Here is a 19,754-nt window from a genome sequence, read left to right on the forward strand (position 1 = left end):
ACCCGGACCGGAACTCACGTCCGTCGGGTCGCGCCCGGTGTCGGCTGATCCGGGGTTGACCGGGACGAAGCTGATGATGCTGCGGATGCTGGCCGCTACCGCAGGTGGGCTGTTGCTCTTCGGCAGCTTCCCACCGCGCCCGTTCTGGTTTCTCGCGCCGGTGGCCATCGCGTTGCTCGTCGTCGCGGTGCGCGGGCCGGGCAAGCCAGGTGGCGGGTTCGGGTACGGGATGCTCGGTGGGCTGGCGTTCTTCGTGCCGCTGCTGCCGTGGACCGGGATCTATGTGGGGCCGGTGCCGTGGCTGGCGCTCTCGACGGTCTGTGCGGTGTACTTCGGGCTCTGGGGTGTGCTCGCCCGGTGGTTGAGCGCGCTGCCGGGTTGGCCGGTGTGGCTGGCTCTGGCGTGGACCGCGACCGAATGGCTCAGATCGAGCTTTCCGTTCGGCGGATTTCCCTGGGGGCGTGTCGCTTTCGGTCAAGCCGATGGCTGGTACCTGCCGCTGGCCGCCTATGGTGGTGCTCCGCTGGTCGGTTTCGCTGTAGCGCTGACCGGCGCCGGTCTCGCCGCGTTGGCCCTGCGCCTGGTCGCGTGGTCGCGGACCCCCGCGCCGCGCGCGAAGGTTCACGGCGCGCGCACCGGATTTGCCACCGCCGTGGTGGCCGTGGCTATCATGCCCCTGGCCGGAGTGATCCTGCGGCCGACGCTGCCCGCCCCGGATGCAGGCACCCGGACGATCACGGTCGCCGCCATCCAGGGCAGTGTGCCGCGGCTCGGGCTCGACTTCAACGCCCAGCGCCGCGCCGTGCTGGACAACCACGTCCGGCGCACCGAGGAGTTGGCCGACGCCGTCACCCACGGCCGGGCCGCGCGGCCCGACATCGTGATCTGGCCCGAGAACTCCTCCGATATCGACCCACTGCGCAATGCCGACGCCGCCGCTGAGATCACCGAAGCCTCGGTGCGGATCGGGGCCCCGATCCTGGTCGGCGCAGTCCTGGTGAACGGTGACCGCACGACCACCAACTCGGTGATCGTGTGGAACGGCGCGGACGGCCCCGGTGAGCGACACGACAAGAAGATCATCCAGCCGTTCGGCGAATACCTGCCGATGCGTGGATTCTTCCGTTTGTTCTCTTCCTATGCCGACCGCGCGGGGTATTTCGTACCGGGTGACGGTGACGGGACTGTCACGGCCGCCGGTGTGCCGATCGGTGTGGCGACCTGTTACGAGGTCGCTTTCGATCGGGCATTTCGGGACTCTCTCGCCGCGGGTGCTCAATTGCTGACGGTGCCGACCAACAACGCCACGTTCGGCGAGAGCGAGATGACCTATCAGCAACTCGCCATGTCGCGGGTGCGGGCGGTCGAACACGGGCGTGCGCTCGTGGTCGCAGCAACCACGGGAGTCAGTGGGATCATCACCGCAGATGGCGAGCTCAGGCAGAGCACCGAGCAGGTTGTGCCAGCTGCGTTGGTGGCCCAGCTACCTTTGCGCGACACAACAACAATCGCAACCCGAATCGGTGCGTGGCCCGAACTCGCGTCCGTTATCCTGACCGCGATCGGTGTCGGATTGCTATTACTTCGACGCCGCCGTGCGAATCCGACGCACCTTGTGCGAAGTTCGGACAATTCTGAATAAGCGGTTTGTTTCAACCGGGGGAAAGCGGCACACAGTTGCGGCTTCAGGGGTGTAATTCGTTGAGCTCGAAATAAATTCACATCGGTAGCCATCCGGCCGCCGTAGTACTCCGAATCATGGGCGTGGATAAGCCACGCCCTGGGCCGTCGTGTGCCCGGGCGCTGCTCGGGGAGTTGTGACACAAGGCAGAAACGGAGTGCTTGATGAGTTCTTTGGCCACCGACCACGTCAGCTCTAGCGTCACCGACGAGGACCCGGGCCAACCGTTCGCCCTCTCACCCGGTCAGACAGCACTGTGGTACGCGCAACGGATTCGGCCCGATATTCCGCTCACCATCGCTCACTACGTCGAAATGCACGGTGATCTAGACGTCGGCCGGTTGCTCTACGCGGTGGAGCGCTACGGCGCGGAATCCCAGGTGGGACACGTGCGCCTACTCGAGATCGACGGCGTGCCCCACCAGCGAGTGGACCCCACGTGGCGGCCCGGCTGGGCTCGGATCGACCTCCGCGGTGAAGCCGACCCCCGGGCCGCCGCGCTGGCCTGGATGAACACCCACGCCAGCACCCCGATCGACATGGAGCACGAGCCGCTCACCATCAACGTGGTGTTGCGCATCGGTGACCGGGAGTGGTTCTGGTACGAGCGCGGGCACCACATCGTCATCGACGGCTACGGTGCGATGAACGCCCTCGCCCGCACCGCCGAGATCTACACGGCTGTCGGCGAGCAGCGCGAACCGTCGGTCTCCCGCGCCGCCGCGCTAGTCGACCTCTACGCCGACGAATCCCGCTACCGTGAATCCAGCCGGTTCCGCGCCGACCGCGAGTACTGGATGGAACAACTCGCCGGTGTGGGCGAACCGATGACGCTGTCGTCGGTCACCGCCGCGGGCGACACCAACGACGCCGGCCGCCACCGCGCCACCGCGGTGCTCGACGCCGACCTCGACACCCTGCTCACCGACGCGATCGCCAGGCACGGCTCGGCCAACTCCGCGCTGATCGTCGCCGCGCTGGCCGCCTACGTCCGTTCGGTCACCGGTGACCCCGATGTCGTGCTGAGCCTGCCGGTTTCGGCTCGCACCACCGTGGCGTTGCGCCGTTCGGCCGGCGTGGTATCGAACGTGGTGCCGCTGCGGGTCCGATTCGACGAGCACACCACCGTCGCCGACGTCGTGCGCCAGACCGAACTGCAGATCACCGGCGCCCTGCGCCACCAGCGCTACCGCTCCGACGACATCCGTCGCGACTGCGGCTACTCCCGCGACTCACGCGGCTTCTTCGGGCCGATGGTCAACATCATGCTTTTCCACGACGAGTTGAAGTTCGACGATATCGCCGGTCAGCTGAACGTTCTTGCCACCGGACCCGTCGAAGACCTCTCGATCAACATCTACAACCGCGACGGCGGCCGCATCCAACTCGACTTCGAGGCCAACCCGAAGCTCTACGGTGAGGCCGAGAACGCCGCCCATCACGGCCGCTACCTCGACTTCCTCGCGCGCTTCCTGGCTGCCGAACCGACCACCCCCACCTACACGCTCACCGCGATCACCGACGTCGAGAACGACCGGGTGCTGCGGGAGTGGAACACCACCGAGATGCCGATGCAGGCCGCGACGCTGGTCTCGCTGTTCTCCGAACAGGTGCACCGCAGCCCGCACGCCATCGGTCTCGAATTCGGCGACCGCACACTCGGTTACACCGAACTCGGTGACCGGGTGAACCAGCTGGCGCGCGAACTCATCACCCGCGGCGCGGGCCCGGAGACCACCGTCGGCGTGTGCCTGCATCGCAGCGTCGATCTGGTCGTCGGGATCTACGCGGTGCTCGCGACCGGCGCCGCCTACCTGCCGATCGATCCGGAACACCCGATCGATCGCATGGAAGCGGTGATGACGCAGGCGCATCCGGTGTGTGTGCTCACCGCGGACCGCGACGGGGTCGGGCTGCCCGCGGGCACGGTGCGGATCGATCTGGACACCCTCGATGTCAGCGGGAACGACGTCGCGCCGATCGCCGACGCCGACCGGCTCGCGCCGCTGCGGCCCGATCACCTCGCCTACGTCATCTTCACCTCCGGCTCCACCGGTAGACCCAAGGGCGTCGGCGTCACCCACGCCGCGATCGTGAACCGGTTGCGCTGGATGCAGGCCGAATACCCGCTCGACTACACCGACGCGGTCCTGCAGAAGACTCCGGCCACCTTCGACGTGTCGGTGTGGGAGTTCTTCTGGCCGTTGCAGGTCGGTGCCCGCCTGGTCGTCGCCGCACCAGAAGGGCATCGAGACCCGGCCTACCTCGCCCGCATCATCACCGAAAGGGCCATCACCACAGCGCATTTCGTGCCCTCCATGCTGTCGCTGTTCGTCACCGACCCGCGGGTGCGCGGCGGGGCGGGACTGCGGCGGGTGTTCTGCAGTGGTGAGGCGCTGCCCGGCGCCACCGTCGCCGATTTCCATGCCGCGCTGCACGGGCCCGACGGCGGACCGGAACTGCACAACCTGTACGGGCCCACCGAGGCCGCTGTCGACGTCACCTACTGGCCGTGCCCGGTCGGCGCCACCACGGTGCCGATCGGTTCGCCGGTCTGGAACACCCAGACCTACGTGCTCGACCAGCACCTGCGACCGGTGCCGCCCGGCGTCGTCGGCGAGCTGTACCTGGCCGGTGCGCAACTGGCTCGCGGCTACCTCGGCCGCCCCGACCTGAGCGCCGACCGGTTCGTCGCCAACCCCTTCACACCGGGGGAGCGGATGTACCGCACCGGTGACCTGGCCCGCTGGCAGATCGACGGCGGCGTCCTGGAATACCTGGGCCGCACCGACTTCCAGGTCAAGATCCGCGGCCTGCGCATCGAACTCGGCGAGATCGAATCCGCGTTGCTCGCCGAGCGCGACATCGCGCGCGCTGTCTGCGTGGCCCGCGCCGGGCGCACCGGTGAAGACGAGCTCGTCGCCTATGTGGTGGCTGTACAGGGCACCCCGGCGCCCGACCCCACCGCCTTGCTCTCGCTGCTGCGCCGCGGCCTGCCGTCCTACATGGTGCCCTCGGCTCTGGTCGTGCTCGACGAACTACCGTTGAGCGCCAACGGCAAGGTCGATCGTAAAGCGCTGCCCGCGCCGGAGGTGGGCGTGCGGGTCACCACCGGCGCCGCCGCACCGCAGACCGAACTGGAATGTGCCCTCGCGGAGATCTTCACCGAAGTACTCGCTCTGGACGGCACCGCGATCGGTGTCGAGGACAGCTTCTTCGATCTCGGTGGCAACTCCCTGATCGCCGCGCGCGCGGTTGCCAGGATCAACACCACCCTCGACGCGAACGTGACCATCCGCGAGATGTTCGAGGCGCCGACGATCGCCGCGCTGGCCGACTACATCAGCACCCACCGATCCGAAACATCAACGCCGAAACTGGTTCCCGTGCGCAGGCCCGAACGGGTACCGCTGTCGCTGGCCCAGCAGCGGCTGTGGATTCTCAACCGGTTCGCCGAACACGCCGCCGCCTACAACATGCCCCTGGGCCTGCGGCTCAGCGGACACCTCGACCTCGACGCGCTGCGCGTGGGTCTGCGCGATGTCCTCGACCGCCACGAGAGCCTGCGCACCAGCTTCCCCGAAGGCCCCGACGGCCCGTACCAGTTCATCCACCCGGCTGCCGGGGTGGAACCCGAACTCGCGCCGATCGACGTGGCCGCCGCCGACATCACCGCGCTGGTCGCGCAGGTGGCGGGGCGCGGGTTCGATCTGCGGACCGAGACGCCGCTGCGGGTCGCGCTGTACCGGGTCGGACCCGAGGAGCACCTGCTGCTCGTGGTGCTGCACCACATCAGCGGTGACGGTTGGTCGGTGGCCCCGCTGGCCAGGGACCTGATGGTGGCGGTGGCGGCGCGCGCGGGCGGTGCCGCACCACAGTGGGCGGCGCTGCCGGTGCAGTACGCCGATTTCGCGATGTGGCAGCGGGAACTGCTCGGTGAGGAAACCGACGCCGAGTCGCCCATCGCGCGCCAGCTCGGGCACTGGCGCGGCACCCTGGCCGGGCTCCCCGATCAGCTCGACCTCCCCCTCGACCGGCCACGGCCACTGCAGCGTGGCACCGGCGGGGACACCGTCGAATTCGTCATCGATGCCGAAACCCGTCGTGCGGCAGCCGAACTCGCGACCGGTCGCGGGGTGAGCATGTTCATGGTGCTGCACGCGGCACTGGCCACCCTGCTGGCCAGGCTGTGCGCGAGCACCGACGTCACCATCGGCACGCCGATCGCAGGCCGCTCCGATCCGGCCCTCGACGAGCTGGTCGGCATGTTCGTCAACACCCTGGTACTGCGCACCGACGTCGACCTCGCTGCCGGGTTCGACCGCATGCTCGATCTGGTGCGCGAGACCGACCTCAACGCTTTCGCCAACCCCGACGTGCCCTTCGAACGGCTCGTGGAACTGGTCAACCCCGATCGTTCGACCAGCAGGCACCCGTTGTTCCAGGTGATGCTGTCCTACGACCGCACCCCCGAACTGCGCGTCGAATTGCCCGGTGTCACCGCGGAACTGGTGCCGATCGAGATCGGCGTCGCCAAGTTCGACCTGCAGCTCGAGGTCCGCGACAGCCACGACGACGGACCGTTGCACGCCGAATTCGGTTTTGCCACCGACGTTTTCGACCGCGCCGCGGTGGAGGCCATCGCCCGGCGGTTCACCACCCTGCTGGCCGCCGCGGTCGCCGCACCCGCCGCCGCGATCGGCGACCTCGACGTGCTCGACCGCCGCGAGATCGCCCGACTGGTACCCGTGGCCGGTGCACCGGCCGAACCGGCGGGCACCCTGGCCCGGCTGCTCAGCGACACCGCCCAGCACCTGCCCGATTCGGTGGCGGTGCGTTACCTGGGCTTCGACACCACCTACGGGGAACTCGACGAACAATCGAACCAGTTGGCGCGCAGCCTCATCGCGCACGGTGCCGCGCCCGAAACGGTGGTCGCCGTCGCGCTGCCGCGCAGCCTCGAGTCGATCATCGCCATCTGGGCGGTCGCCAAAACCGGCGCCGCGTACGTGCCCGTCGACCCCGCCTACCCGGCCGAGCGCATCGCGCACATGATCGGTGACTCCGGCGCCACCCTCGGGCTCACCCTGCCCGAACACCTCGCCGCGCTGCCCACCGGCACCGGAAAGCACCGGTCGGCACCGGAGTGGATGGTCTTCGGGACGGCCGATTTCGAAGCCGACTGTGCGATCCGGTCGGCCACCCCGCTCTCCGACGCCGACCGCAGGCACCCGATGCGGGCGGGTCAGCCCGCGTACCTCATCTACACCTCGGGCTCGACCGGCACCCCCAAGGCCGTCGTGGTGACCCATGCGGGCATCGCCTCGCTGGCCAGTGAGCAGACCCAGCTGTTCAAGGTGACCGAGCACGCGCGCACGATGCACTTCTCCTCGCCCAGCTTCGACGCCTCGGTGCTCGAACTGCTGCTCGGGTTCGCCGCGGGTGCCACGATCGTGGTTGCCCCGGCCGACCTCTACGGCGGTGCGGAACTGGCCGGATTCCTGCGCTCGGAACGCATCACCCACGCGTTCATCACCCCCGCCGCGCTGGCCACCGTGCCCGTGGGCGACTTCCCCGCCCTCGGCACGGTCATCGTCGGTGGTGAGGCCTGCTCGGACGAACTCGTCGAAGCCTGGGCCTCGAAATACCGGATGCACAACATGTACGGCCCGTCCGAGGCCACCGTCGCGGTCACCGCGAGCGCGGCCATGGTGCCGGGGGAGCCGGTGCCGCTGGGTGGGCCCGTGCGTGGCATGCGGTTGTTCGTCCTCGACGGCCGGATGAACCCGGTGCCGCCGGGGACACCGGGCGAGCTGTACGTCTCCGGGCCGGGTCTGGCCCGCGGGTACTTCGGCAAGCTGGCACTCACCGCGCAGCGGTTCGTCGCCAACCCACACGGCCGGGTCGGTGAAAGGATGTATCGCACAGGCGATCTCGTGGTCGCCGAGATGACGGGCCGCCTGCGGTTCCTCGGCCGCGCCGACGACCAGATCAAGATCCGTGGCTTCCGCGTCGAACTGCGCGAAATCGACCACGTGCTGCGTGCACACCCGGGCGTGCGGTCCGCGCTGACCGTCGTCCATGTCGACGAGCAGGGGCAGCAGCGGCTGGCCTCCTACGTCACCGCCGACCGCCCGATCGACCCGGCCACCGTGCTCGACACCGCCCGCGCCACGCTGCCCGGCTACATGGTGCCCGCCGCGCTGGCGGTGCTGGACACGATGCCGGTCACCCCGGCGGGCAAACTGGACCGAAAGGCGCTGCCCGCACCGGAATTCGTCGTCACCGGCGGGTCGCGCGCACCGCGCACACACCTCGAGATGCGGGTGGCCGCGGTGTTCACCGAGATTCTCGGGCGCCCGATTCCGGGCGCGGAGGACAGCTTCTTCGACATCGGCGGCAACTCGCTGCTGGCCACCCGGCTCGCCGCCGCGGTGCACGCCGACTTCGAGGTCGACCTACCCGTCCGGCAGATCTTCGCGGCGCCGACCGTGGCGGGCATCGCCCGACTGATCACGGAAGCGCCCCGGACGCAGCGGGTGGCGCTGGCGGTACACACCCCGCGCCCGGGACGCATACCACTGTCGTTGCCGCAGCAACGGCTGTGGTTCCTGAACCGATTGTCTCCCGAATCGAGCGCCTACAACATCGCATTCGTCTTGCGAATCGGCGGAGATCTGGACATCGCCGCGTTGAGGGCCGCCCTCGCCGACCTGGTGGAGCGCCACGAAGTACTGCGCACGGTCTTCCCCGAAGATCTCTCCGGCGCCCAGCAGGTGATTCTGCCGCTCGCGCAGGCCATGCCCGCGATCAAGGTCGTCGACACCGCACCGGATCAGGCGCGCGCGGCGCTGACCGCAGTCGACACCGCACCGGATCAGGCGCGCGCGGCGCTGACCGCACTGGCCCGCCGGGGATTCGACCTCACCCGGCAGACACCGTTGCGAGTGTCGTTGCTGCGCACCGCAGCCGACGAACATCTGCTCGGTGTCGTGGTGCACCACATCGCCGCCGACGGTTGGTCGCTCGGTCCGCTGACGCGTGACCTCGCCCTGGCCTACGTGGCCCGGACCGGTGGCGTCGTACCCGAACCCGCGCCGTTGCCCGTGCAGTACGCCGACTTCAGCCTCTGGCAGCGGGCGGTTCTCGGCACCGAGGACGATCCGGACAGCATCACTGCCACCCAGCTCGCGTTCTGGCGCGACACCCTGGCCGAGCTGCCCGACGAGCTGCCGCTGCCGTTCGACCGGCCCCGTCCCGTCGAACCGACCGGGGCGGCGGGCACCGTGACCTGCCAGGTCTCGGCACCGCTGCAGCAGGCACTGGACGAGCTGGCGAGCACCACCGGTGTCAGCCTGTTCATGGTCGTGCGCTCGGCGCTGTCGGTGCTGCTGCGCGGCGTCACCGGCGGACGCGACATCCCCATCGGGACCCCGGTCGCCGGGCGCACCGACATCCAGCTCGACGATCTCGTCGGCATGTTCGTCAACACCCTGGTCCTGCGCTCCGATGTCGACCCCGGCCGCAGTTTCACCGAACTGCTGCACGCCGACCGCGACGCCGAACTCGCCGCGCTCGCGCACGCCGATGTGCCGTTCGAACGGGTCGTCGACGCGCTCGGCCGGGAGAGCAGGGCGAGCAACCGGCATCCACTGTTCCAGGTCGCGCTGAGCATGCAGGACGGCCGCACACCCGAGCTGGAGCTGCCCGGACTGCGGCTGTCGGCGGAAGAGCTCGACATCGCCCTGGCCAAGTTCGATCTGGAACTGCGCGTCGCGCCCGCCGACGAGGAAGGGCTGCGGTTCGACTTCGTCTACGCCACCGAACTGTTCGACACCGCCACCATCGACACCCTCGCCGACCGGTTCGTGCAGATCCTCACCCAGGTGACCGCCGACCCGGGGCAACTGGTGTGTGATCTCGACCCCCTCACGGTGTCCGAACATCGCGACCGGGTTCCCGCGCAGGGGCCCGCCGCGGTCACGCCAATCATCCTGGCCGACATTCTCGAGCGAGCCGCGACGAAGTATCCGCACCGACCGGCGCTGCGCTGGTTCGCCGACGGCAGTGTGGCCGGGGAGGTGGGCGAGCTCGACTACGCCGAAGTCGCCACCCGGGCACACCGGCTCGGCAGGGCACTGATCGCCCGTGGCATCGGCACTGGCGACCGGGTGGCCGTCGGCCTGACCCGCTCGCTCGACTGCGCCCTCGCCATCTTCGGCGTCGCGGCAAGCGGTGCGGCGTTCGTGCCCGTCGACCCGCGCTACCCGGCCGACCGGGTGCGGCACATGCTCACCGACTCCGGTGCCGCCGCGGTGCTCACCGCCCGTGCGGACGCGGACGCACTGCGCGAGGCCGCGGGGCCGATCGACACCCAGTGGTTGCTGATCGACGGCGACGAGCTGAACGCCGAGCTGGCAGGCTACAACGGCGCCCGGATCACCGACGCCGAACGAATCCGTCCGGTGCGCACCGCCGATCTGGCCTATCAGATCTACACGTCCGGCTCGACCGGTCTGCCCAAGGGCGTGACGGTCACCCACAGCGGTCTCACCAGCCTCGCGCTCGACCTGCGCGAACGCATGGGGCTCGACCGGTTCTCCCGAACGTTCTTCTTCTCCACGCCGAGTTTCGACGTCTCCGTGCTCGACATGCTCCTGGCCGTCTACTCGGGCGCCGAAATGGTGATCGGCCCGATCGATATCTACGGCGGTGACGAACTCGGGGCACTGCTGGAACACGAGCAGATCACCCACACGTTCCTGACGCCTGCGGTGCTGGCCTCGATCGATGCCACCCGCTGGCCGCTGCCGATGCTGCGCGGCCTGATGGCCGGTGGTGAGGCGGTGCCGCCGGACCTGGTGCAGAACTGGGCGCCGGGGCGGCGGTTCGTCAACGCCTACGGGCCCACCGAGTTCACCGTCATCGCCGCGATGTCGGAGCTGCGGGTGGGTGTCCCGGTGGCCATCGGAACACCGGTCCGCGGTTCGCGGGCGCTCGTGCTCGACGAACGGCTGCGCCCGGTCGTCACCGGGGTGCCGGGTGAGCTCTACATCGGCGGCGCCGGCATCGCCCAGGGCTATCACGAGCGCTACGGCCTGACCGCGGGACGCTTCATCGCCGACCCGTTCGGCCCGGCGGGCAGCCGGATGTATCGCACCGGTGACGTGGTGCGCTGGACCGCGACCGGCGAGATCGACTACCTCGGCCGCAGTGACCACCAGGTCAAGGTGCGCGGGTTCCGGATCGAACTCGGCGAGATCAGCGCCGTCCTCGGCAGCCATCCCGAGGTCCGCTTCGCGCACACCGAGGTCCGGCGGATCGCGGGCGACGATCGGATCGTCGCCTGGATCCAGTTGAACGAGGGTGTGGATCCGGCGGAGATGGCCGAGGTGAAACGTCACGCGACGGTGCGGCTGGCCGGGCACATGGTGCCCGCGTCGCTGAACCTGATCGAGCGGGTTCCGCTCACACCGGTCGGCAAGCTGGACCGCACCGCGCTGCCGGAACCGGAGTTCACCGCCTCCGCGGGCCGGGCACCACAGACCGAAGCCGAGCGGACCGTCGCGCGGGTGTTCGAAGATCTGGTCGGGGCGAGCGAGGTTCGCGCCACCGACAGCTTCTTCGACATCGGCGGCAACTCGCTGCTGGCCACCCAGTTGGTGGCCCGCCTGGCCGCGGCCAGCAATGTGCGACTGGAAGTGCGCACGGTGTTCGCGGCGCCGACGGTCGCCGAACTCGCCGCTCTCATCGAATCCGGACCGTCCGGCGACGAATACCGGCCGGACCTGGTACCCCAGCCGCGACCGGAGCGAATCCCGCTGTCCGCGGCGCAGCGCAGGCTGTGGTTCCTCAACCGTTTCAACGCGGGCGCCGACGTCGACGGTCAGTCGGCGGGCGCCTACAACATCCCGGTGGTGCTGCGCCTGCACGGCACCGTCGATCTCGATGCACTCATTGCCGCTTTGCACACGGTGCAACGTCGACATGAGACGCTGCGCACGGTGTTCCCCGAAACCGGGGGCGAGCCCGAGCAGTTGGTGCTCGACCCGGCGATCGCGGCCGTCACGCTGTTCCATGCGACGGCCACCGCGCGCGAGGTCGACACCGCCGTGACCCGTTTCGCCACTCCGGGATTCGACCTGTCGGCCTCGGTGCCGATCCGGGCGGCGCTGATCAGCGTCGACCACACCGGGAAGTCGGCACCGACCAAGGCCAAGTACGCGGTCGCGCGCTCGACCGAGCATGTGCTGGTGCTGGTCGTGCACCACATCGCGATGGACGGCTGGTCGCTCGAACCCCTCGCCGCCGAAGTGGCCGCCGCCTACCGGGGCATCCAGATCGGTGAACCGTTCGGCGCACAGGCCCCGGCGGTCCAGTACGCCGACTACACCCTGTGGCAGCAGGAACTCCTCGGCACCGAGGACGATCCGGACTCGCTGATCAGCAAACAGCTCGAGCACTGGCGGGGCGTGCTCGACGGGCTGCCCGAACTGCTCACCGTGCCCGCCGACCGGTCGCGTCCGCCGGTGCCTTCCTATCGGGGCGGCACCGTCGACTGCGCGGTCGACGCGGCGACCCACCGCGCCTTGCGTGGTATCGCCACCGCGAACAACGTCAGCATGTTCATGGTGCTGCACGCGGCACTGGCGGTGCTGCTGCACCGGGTCACCGGCACCGAGGACATCGCCGTCGGCACCGCAAGCGCGGGTCGTGGACACCCGGCGCTCGACGCGATGATCGGCATGTTCGTCAACACCCTGGTGCTGCGCACCGAGGTGGCCGACGAGCACGCGTTCGTCGACCTGTTGCGCACCGTCCGCGACGGGGACCTCGACGCCTTCGCCAACGCCGACGTGCCCTTCGAACGGCTCGTCGAAGTGGTCAATCCGGCGCGCTCCCAGTCCCATCACCCGCTGTTCCAGGTGATGCTGTCGGTGCGCAACAACCCCGTGCGCATGCTGGAACTGCCCGGCCTGCGGATCGAAGCGGTCGACGCCGACGCCGGTATCGCCAAGTTCGACCTGCAGTTCACCTTCACCGAAACGCAGACCGCTGACCGGGTGGGCGACGGGATCAGCCTGTCGGTGAACTACGCGGCCGATCTGTTCGACGAGGTCACCGCGCGCAGGCTCGGCGACCGTCTGGTCCGGCTGCTCACCGCAGTGGCCGCCGACCCGAACACCGCGGTGGGCGATCTGGCACTGCTCGACGCGGTCGAGTGGACCGCGTTGGCCCCGGTGCACGGCACCCGCGCCGAACCACCGGTCACGCTGCCCGCGGTGTTCGGCGCCGCAGTCGCCCGCTCCCGCGACGGTGTCGCGCTGTGCGCAGGCGAGACGGTGGTCACCTACGACGCCCTCGATCGCTGGACGAACCGGCTCGCCCGGCTCCTCATCGGTCATGGCATCGGGCCCGAAAGTCTGGTTGCCCTCGGCATTCCGCGCTCGGTGGAGTCGGTGGCGACTATGCTGGCCGTCGCCAAGGCGGGCGCCGCGTTCGTGCCCGTCGACCCGAACTACCCACCGCAGCGGATCAGTCACATGCTCACCGATTCCGATGCGGCACTGGGTCTGACGCTGCTCGCACATCGCGATCAGCTGCCGGGCGAAACCCGCTGGCTGGTCCTGGACGACCCGCAGACCAGGGCCACCGTGCTCGGCACCGACGACTCGCCGATCACCGACGCCGACCGGATTCGCCCACTGCGCCTGCACAATCCGGCGTACGTGATCTACACGTCGGGTTCCACCGGCACCCCCAAGGGCGTCGTCGTCACGCACGGTGGCCTGTCGAATTTCGCCGGCGAGACCGCCGACCGCTTCGATGTGCGGCCGGGCAGCCGGGTGCTGCACTTCGCCACCCCGAGCTTCGACGCCGCCATGCTCGACATCCTGTTCGCGCTCGGTGGCGCGGCGACACTGGTGATCGCCCCGGCAGGCGTGGTCGGCGGCGAGGACCTGCGTCAGCTGTTCATCCGGGAGCGGATCACCCACGCGTTCATCACCACCGCCGCGCTGGGCACCGTCGACCCGACGGGTGTGCACTCCCTCGCCCACGTGCTCACCGGTGGTGAAGCGCTACCGCCGGAACTGCTCGCGCGCTGGGCGCCGGGACGCAACTTCTACAACGTGTACGGCCCCACCGAGACGACCATCGTCACGCTGATGCCGCAGCCGATGAGCCCGCAAGGCCCGATCACCATCGGTGGGCCGATCCGCGGGGTCGCGGCCAGCGTGCTCGACCGGCGCCTGCACCCGACGCCCATCGGTGTCACCGGTGAACTGCAGCTGGCAGGCTCGGCCCTGGCCCGCGGCTACCTCAACCGGCCGGGTCTGACCGCACAGCGCTTCGTCGCCGATCCGTACGGCGCACCGGGTGAGCGGATGTACCGCACCGGCGACCTGGTGCGCTGGCGTGACGGCGCTAAGTCGGCACTGGACGTGGAGTACGTCGGCCGCACCGACCATCAGGTGAAGGTACGCGGGTTCCGGATCGAACTCGGCGAGATCGACGTCGCGTTCGCCCGGCACGCCGATGTCGAGCTCGCGCTCACGATCGGTCACACCACGCAGGCCGGCGTCACGGCCCTGGTCTCGTATGTGAAGGCCCGCAACGGGGCAGCGCCGAGCGTGCCCGACCTGCTCGAGCACGTCGCCGGGCATGTGCCGAACTACATGGTCCCGCAGGCGATCATGCTGCTCGACGAGGTCCCGCTGAGTCCGGTCGGCAAGCTCGATCGCGCTCGGCTGCCCGAGCCGGTGTTCACCGCGTCCGGGGGCTACCGGGCGCCGGTGACCACCGCCGAGGTGGCGCTGTGCGCGGTGTTCACCGAGGTGCTCGGGGTCGAGCGGGTCGGCGTGGACGACGGGTTCTTCGAGCTCGGCGGCAACTCGCTGCTGGCCACCAAAGTCGTTGCGCTACTGCGTGAGCAGGGCTACGAGATGCCCGTGCAGATGATGTTCGGCGGTGCCACCCCCGCGGCCATCGCGGCCAAGCTCGACGGCATCGACCCGGACTCGGTGATCGAGGCGGCCACCGGCCCGGTGCTGGCCATCCGTCCGTCCACCAGCCCGCACGACACTCCGCTGTTCTGCGTGCACCCGGCGATCGGCCTGGCCTGGTGCTACGCGGGACTGCTCGCCCATCTCGCCCCACAGCGCCCGGTCTACGGTCTGCAGGCTCCGCACGTCTCCGGCGACGAGAGCTTCACCTCGATTCCCGAAGCCGCCGGACACTATGTGGCCCACATCAAGTCGGTCCAGCCGCACGGCCCCTACCATCTGCTCGGCTGGTCGCTCGGCGGCCTGATCGCGCAGGAGGTCGCGGTGCAACTGCAGGACGCGGGCGAAGACGTCGCGCTGCTGGCCATGATGGACAGCTACCAGCTCGGCGACCGGTGGCTCGACACCTCGATGCCCAGCGTCGCCGACATCCTCGGCGAATTCGGCGCGGACCTGGTCGACGGCGCACCGATACCCGCCGACCTGGACCTGCACGAAGCGGCGGATCTGCTCCGGGCGCAGGCGGGCCCGTTCGCGGCGCTCTCGGTGGATCACCTGCAACGCCTCTACACCGGGTACGCCGACGGCACCGTCATGGCCAACCGGTTCCGGCCACGCACCTTCGACGGCGATCTCGTGTTCTTCACCGCCGCGGCGGACGAGATCAACGCCGCCGATCCGAACCGGTGTGCCGAAGCCTGGCAGCCGTTCGTCACCGGCAACATCCACAACCACGACCTGCCCTGCAGGCACGCGGCGATGACCACCCCGGAATCGCTGGCGGCGATCGGCCCTGTGCTGCATCGCCACCTCGACGCCGTCCCGGAGATCACCGTGTGCGGTAGCGGCCAGAAGGAGATGCACCAGTGAGTCTCGCGGTAGAAGTGCGCGGCCTTGCCAAGAGCTACGGCAAGGTGCGCGTGCTGAAGGAGATCGACCTGGAAATCCCGGCGGGCACCGTGCTCGGCCTGCTCGGGCCCAACGGCGCGGGCAAGACCACCACCGTGCGGATCGTCACCACGTTGTTGCGGCCCGACGCGGGCTCGGTGCGGGTTGCCGGCATCGACGTGCTGGCCGACCCGGCCGGCGCGCGCACCCGGATCGGGTTGTCCGGCCAGTACGCGGCGGTCGACGCGAACCTGACCGGCTACGAGAACCTGCGCATGGTGGCACGCCTGTACGGCATGGGCCGCAAGCAATCCGTGGCCCGCGTGGAGGAACTGCTCACCGCGTTCGGCCTCGATCACGCGGCGGGCAGGCGGGCGGGTACCTACTCCGGTGGTATGGCGCGCCGCCTCGACCTGGCCGGTGCGCTGGTGGCGCGGCCGCCGGTGGTGGTGCTCGACGAACCGACCACGGGCCTCGACCCGCGCGGACGCCTGGACATGTGGCAGGTGATCGGTGATCTCGTCGACGACGGCACCACCGTCCTGCTCACCACCCAGTACCTCGAAGAGGCCGACCTGCTCGCCGACCGGATCACCGTCATCGACAAGGGCACGGTCATCGCCCGTGGTTCGGCCGACGAACTCAAGACTTCCATCGGTGGTGACCGGCTCACCGTCACCCTCGCCGCCGGGCAGAGCCCGATTGCCGCGCTCTCGGTCCTGCAGCAGGTCGGCGTCGGCGAACCGATCCACGAACCCGGCAGCGGCGAAGTGTCGGTGGTGGTGGGCAACGGGTCACGCACGATGGTCGAAGCGCTGCGCCGACTCGACGACGCCGGGGTCTGGGTCTTGGACGCGAACGTCGTGCGCCCCACCCTCGACGACGTGTTCCTTTCCCTCACGGGTACCCCGGCCGAGCCGATCCCCGAACCCGAAACCGACGATGTGCAAGAGGAGGTCCTGTCGTGAGTGCCCCCGAGGTCACGGTGGACGAGTACGAAACCCGCGACCTGCAGATCCAGTCCGCCACCCCGCGGCCCGACCCATCCGACGAGATGGCACCGCGCGCCCGGTTCGTGCGCGACAGCGCGATCGTCGCCTACCGCAACCTGCTGACCATCCTGCGGGTGCCGACGCTGCTGGTCACCGCCACCATCCAGCCGCTGATGTTCGTGTTCCTGTTCGCCTACATCTTCGGCGCCTCACTGGGCGGTGACCAGTACCGGGAGTTCCTGCTGGCCGGCATCTTCACCCAGACGGTGGCGTTCAATGCCGCGTTCACCACCGTCGGCCTGGCCGGTGACCTGCAGAAGGGCATCATCGACCGGATGCGAACGCTGCCGATGTCGAGGCTGGCGGTGCTGATGGGGCGCACCCTCTCGGACCTGGTCGTCAATATCGTGAGCCTGGGCGTGATGTCGATCTGCGGGTACATCGTCGGCTGGCGTATCCACGGCAGCTTCGGCGACGCCGTGATCGCCTTCGCCATCATCTTGCTGTTCGCGTTCGCGATGTCGTGGGTGGGCGCCCTGACCGGCCTGATCTCCCCGACGGTGGAGGTGGCACAGAGTGCGGGTCTGATCTGGCTGTTCCCGCTGACGTTCATCTCCTCGGCGTTCATCTCCGCCGAAACTCTGCCAGGACCGCTGCGCGCCATCGCCGAATGGAATCCGATCACCGCGGTCTCGGCAGCGGGCCGCAAGCTCTTCGAAAACGACTCACCCCCGGCCTTCGTCCCCGCGACGGGCTGGGCCGCCGAGAACTGCATCCTCTACGCGATCATCTGCTCGCTGGTCATCCTCGCGATCGCGATGCCCGCGGCACTTCTGCAATACCGCAAGGTCGCCAGTCACTGAGTTGTTGGCGGCTGGCGCCGCGGTTCTCGGCGCTTAACTCCGCCTCTTCCCTCCCTACGGGCACTCCTTCGTCGCACCCTTCGGTCAGTCCATCGGCGGAGGCGCGCCGAGAACGCCGAAGGCCGCCTTCCCGAATCGGGTAGGCGGCCTTCGGCGTCGTGCGTTCGAACCGCTAACCGCGGCGGCGGGTCTTCAGGAGGTCGAGGCGCTCCTTGAGCAGCTCCTCGAGCTCCTCCTTGCTGCGACGTTCCAGCAGCATGTCCCAGTGGGTGCGCGGCGGCTTGACCTTCTTGGTCTCCACGGAGGTGCCCTCCATGAGCTGACCCTCCTGGCCGTTGCGGCACAACCAGGTGGGCGGGATCTCCGCGTCGTCGGCGAACGGGACGTCGAACTCCTCACCGTTGTCGGTGCGGTAGCGGGCGATCCGGCGCGGGGCCAGGTCGTGGTCGCGATCGGTCTCGTAGCTCACCGCTCCGAGCCGACTGCCCCGGAGTACGCGATCTGCCATGTGTGCTCCTGTATATATGGCGGCCGGGGCCGCGGTTTTCGGCGCTGAACTCCGCCTCTTCCCTCCCTACGGGCATTCCTTCGTCGCACCCTTCGGTCAGTCCATCGGCGGAGGCGCGCCGAAAACAGGACTAAGTACTACCTCAACGCGCGGGAGGTCTGAACTGTTCCATTGTAGTCGTAGGGCTACGTGGGCCGAGCAACCCCCGAATCTGTGGTGGCGGTGGGTCGGTGTCGCCGACGGTGCCCGCTCACCGAGACCTGAACCGGCGAATTGTTTCGCGGGCCGATAGGGTCTCCGATCATGTCGCGCAGTCGCCTGCTGTCCTGCCTGTGGTGCGGGCGGGAGATCGTGGATTCGGAGTCGGGGCGGCGTCGCCGTTATTGCCGCCAGTCGTGCCGCCAACGTGCCTATGAACACCGCAGCAGTCTCAAGGGGACCGGGATTCCCGAGGATGCTGTCGTGCTGACCGCGCAGGAGGCCGCCGATCTCGCCGATCGGTGGTTCGCGGCGCGGTGTGCGGCCGAGGACGTGGCGACGGCGGTGGGGGAGGGGGCCTCCCCGGCGGAACTGGCGCAGTTGAGTGCGACGTTGGTGCAGTTGGCTCGCGAAGCTGAGCGGCTTCGCTGAACGCACGAAACCCTGTGTGGCCCACTGGAAATGGGGCACGGGAGTTTCGGACCGGTGGCCTGCCCGGCCGGCGGTGGCGCTAGTTCGCGGCCGACTCCCTCGCGCGCAGGTACACGGCTGTCACACCTCCCGCGACACAGACCGCCAGCGCGGCCGCGGCACCGGCGGTCGAGAGGTCCGGGTCGGTCAGTGACTGGCCGCGCAGGGCCTGCCAGACCACGAGGGTGAGCAGACCGAAGTAGCCGCCCGCGGCGACCACGAGCAGGGCCGCGCGGGTGGTTTCGGCCCGCAGCCAGGAGTAACGCGGCGCGAGGGCGACCAAGGCGACGGCGAGCAGCAGGAGCACCTGGATACCGTGCAGGCCGACGAAATGCGGGATCCGCAAGTCGCCGCCGGTGGTGCTCCAGTGGGTGATCGGCATGCCCGCGGCACTGTCACGTGCTGTATCGCCGGGCCGCACCGTGTGCCCGGCGACCAACCCCACGACGGTGCCGTCGGACTGGCGGACGAGTTGCGGCCCGGTGAACCCCATCAGGTAGCCGAGCGCCATCCCGGTCACGGCCAGCCACAGGCCCGCTTTCAACGCGATCCTGGTCGGCCGGTCCGCCAGTTTCTGCCACGAAATGATCACCGCCAGTACGAGATTCGCGAGGAACAAGCCGGGCACGCCGGAGGTGAACACCAGCTGTCCGATCTCGTTGACCGGGTCGGTGGAGTCGTTGAAATGACTGAAGGTCCCGCGTGCCGCCTGCAGGGCGATGAACCCGACATCGACGACACCGGTGATCGCGAAGACGGTGCCGAGCCACCAGGTGGCCCGCCGCCCGCGATGCGGCAGCCGCAGAATCCAGGCCAGGGTCACGCCGTAGAGCGCGAAGGCGAGACCGAATTTGGCCGGCTTCAGCCACACGGATTCGCCGAGCAGTAACCGATCGTCGACCACCATCCCGACCATCGACACCACGACCAGCGCGGCCATGAGCACCGAATTCACCAGCAGTGGGCCGTGCCAGGGAGCGCGGTCGGTCGCATCGCCCGCAGTGCGGAACCTGATGCGGGACAGGGTGTGGGTGAGGTCGATCGTCGCCATGGATCGAAGGTAGAAATCCGCTGCACCACACCACGTCCCGCTGCGGAACGGTTCTACTTCGATACCGGGGTACGGGTCGGCCTACTCCGGTTCTAGGG

7 protein-coding genes are annotated in these 19,754 nt (G+C 69.1%); 5 read left to right on the forward strand and 2 right to left on the reverse strand.

Features of this window, described 5'->3' with window-relative positions; translation table 11 throughout:
* Window positions 1-73: 73 nt before the first annotated feature.
* The 4 genes from lnt to ACLJPD_RS14375 all read left to right on the forward strand — a co-directional run bounded on the left by lnt (window position 74) and on the right by ACLJPD_RS14375 (window position 17,428).
* Window positions 74-1,642, forward strand: a complete 1,569-nt coding sequence (lnt, locus tag ACLJPD_RS14360; protein WP_410873410.1) for an apolipoprotein N-acyltransferase — start codon at window positions 74-76, stop codon at window positions 1,640-1,642.
* A gap of 203 nt (window positions 1,643-1,845) precedes the next feature.
* Window positions 1,846-15,555 (forward strand): amino acid adenylation domain-containing protein, encoded by a 13,710-nt coding sequence (locus ACLJPD_RS14365; protein ID WP_410872578.1) that lies wholly within the window; start codon window positions 1,846-1,848, stop codon window positions 15,553-15,555.
* Window positions 15,552-16,541 carry an ATP-binding cassette domain-containing protein gene (locus ACLJPD_RS14370; protein ID WP_410872579.1) on the forward strand — a complete coding sequence of 330 codons (990 nt, stop codon included), beginning with the start codon at window positions 15,552-15,554 and terminating at the stop codon, window positions 16,539-16,541. The genes ACLJPD_RS14365 and ACLJPD_RS14370 overlap by 4 nt, the downstream gene beginning before the upstream one ends.
* A gap of 86 nt (window positions 16,542-16,627) precedes the next feature.
* Window positions 16,628-17,428, forward strand: a complete 801-nt coding sequence (locus tag ACLJPD_RS14375; RefSeq protein ID WP_410873411.1) for an ABC transporter permease — start codon at window positions 16,628-16,630, stop codon at window positions 17,426-17,428.
* Window positions 17,429-17,600: 172 nt separating this feature from the next.
* Here the strand turns inward: ACLJPD_RS14375 and ACLJPD_RS14380 are convergent, their stop codons facing one another.
* Window positions 17,601-17,936, reverse strand: a complete 336-nt coding sequence (locus tag ACLJPD_RS14380) for an RNA polymerase-binding protein RbpA (protein WP_067453486.1) — start codon at window positions 17,934-17,936, stop codon at window positions 17,601-17,603.
* Between the two features lie 303 nt (window positions 17,937-18,239).
* On the opposite strand from ACLJPD_RS14380, the gene ACLJPD_RS14385 reads away from it, so the two are divergent.
* Window positions 18,240-18,566: a hypothetical protein gene (locus tag ACLJPD_RS14385; RefSeq protein ID WP_056809772.1), complete on the forward strand. Its 327-nt coding sequence runs from the start codon at window positions 18,240-18,242 to the stop codon at window positions 18,564-18,566.
* Window positions 18,567-18,645: 79 nt separating this feature from the next.
* Here ACLJPD_RS14385 and ACLJPD_RS14390 read toward each other — a convergent pair whose 3' ends face one another.
* Window positions 18,646-19,656 (reverse strand): hypothetical protein, encoded by a 1,011-nt coding sequence (locus tag ACLJPD_RS14390; RefSeq protein ID WP_410872580.1) that lies wholly within the window; start codon window positions 19,654-19,656, stop codon window positions 18,646-18,648.
* Window positions 19,657-19,754 lie beyond the last annotated feature (98 nt).

Origin of the sequence: Nocardia sp. A7, assembly GCF_046549215.1 — a bacterium.
Classification (GTDB): Bacteria; Actinomycetota; Actinomycetes; order Mycobacteriales; family Mycobacteriaceae; genus Nocardia.

Bases quoted from the DNA above. Each gene is read 5' to 3' on its own strand.
- ACLJPD_RS14380 (WP_067453486.1), bottom strand. From the start codon at position 17,936: ATGGCAGATCGCGTACTCCGGGGCAGTCGGCTCGGAGCGGTGAGCTAC.
- ACLJPD_RS14365 (WP_410872578.1), top strand. From the start codon at position 1,846: ATGAGTTCTTTGGCCACCGACCACGTCAGCTCTAGCGTCACCGACGAG.
- ACLJPD_RS14385 (WP_056809772.1), top strand. From the start codon at position 18,240: ATGTCGCGCAGTCGCCTGCTGTCCTGCCTGTGGTGCGGGCGGGAGATC.
- ACLJPD_RS14390 (WP_410872580.1), bottom strand. From the start codon at position 19,656: ATGGCGACGATCGACCTCACCCACACCCTGTCCCGCATCAGGTTCCGC.
- ACLJPD_RS14375 (WP_410873411.1), top strand. From the start codon at position 16,628: ATGGCACCGCGCGCCCGGTTCGTGCGCGACAGCGCGATCGTCGCCTAC.
- lnt (WP_410873410.1), top strand. From the start codon at position 74: ATGATGCTGCGGATGCTGGCCGCTACCGCAGGTGGGCTGTTGCTCTTC.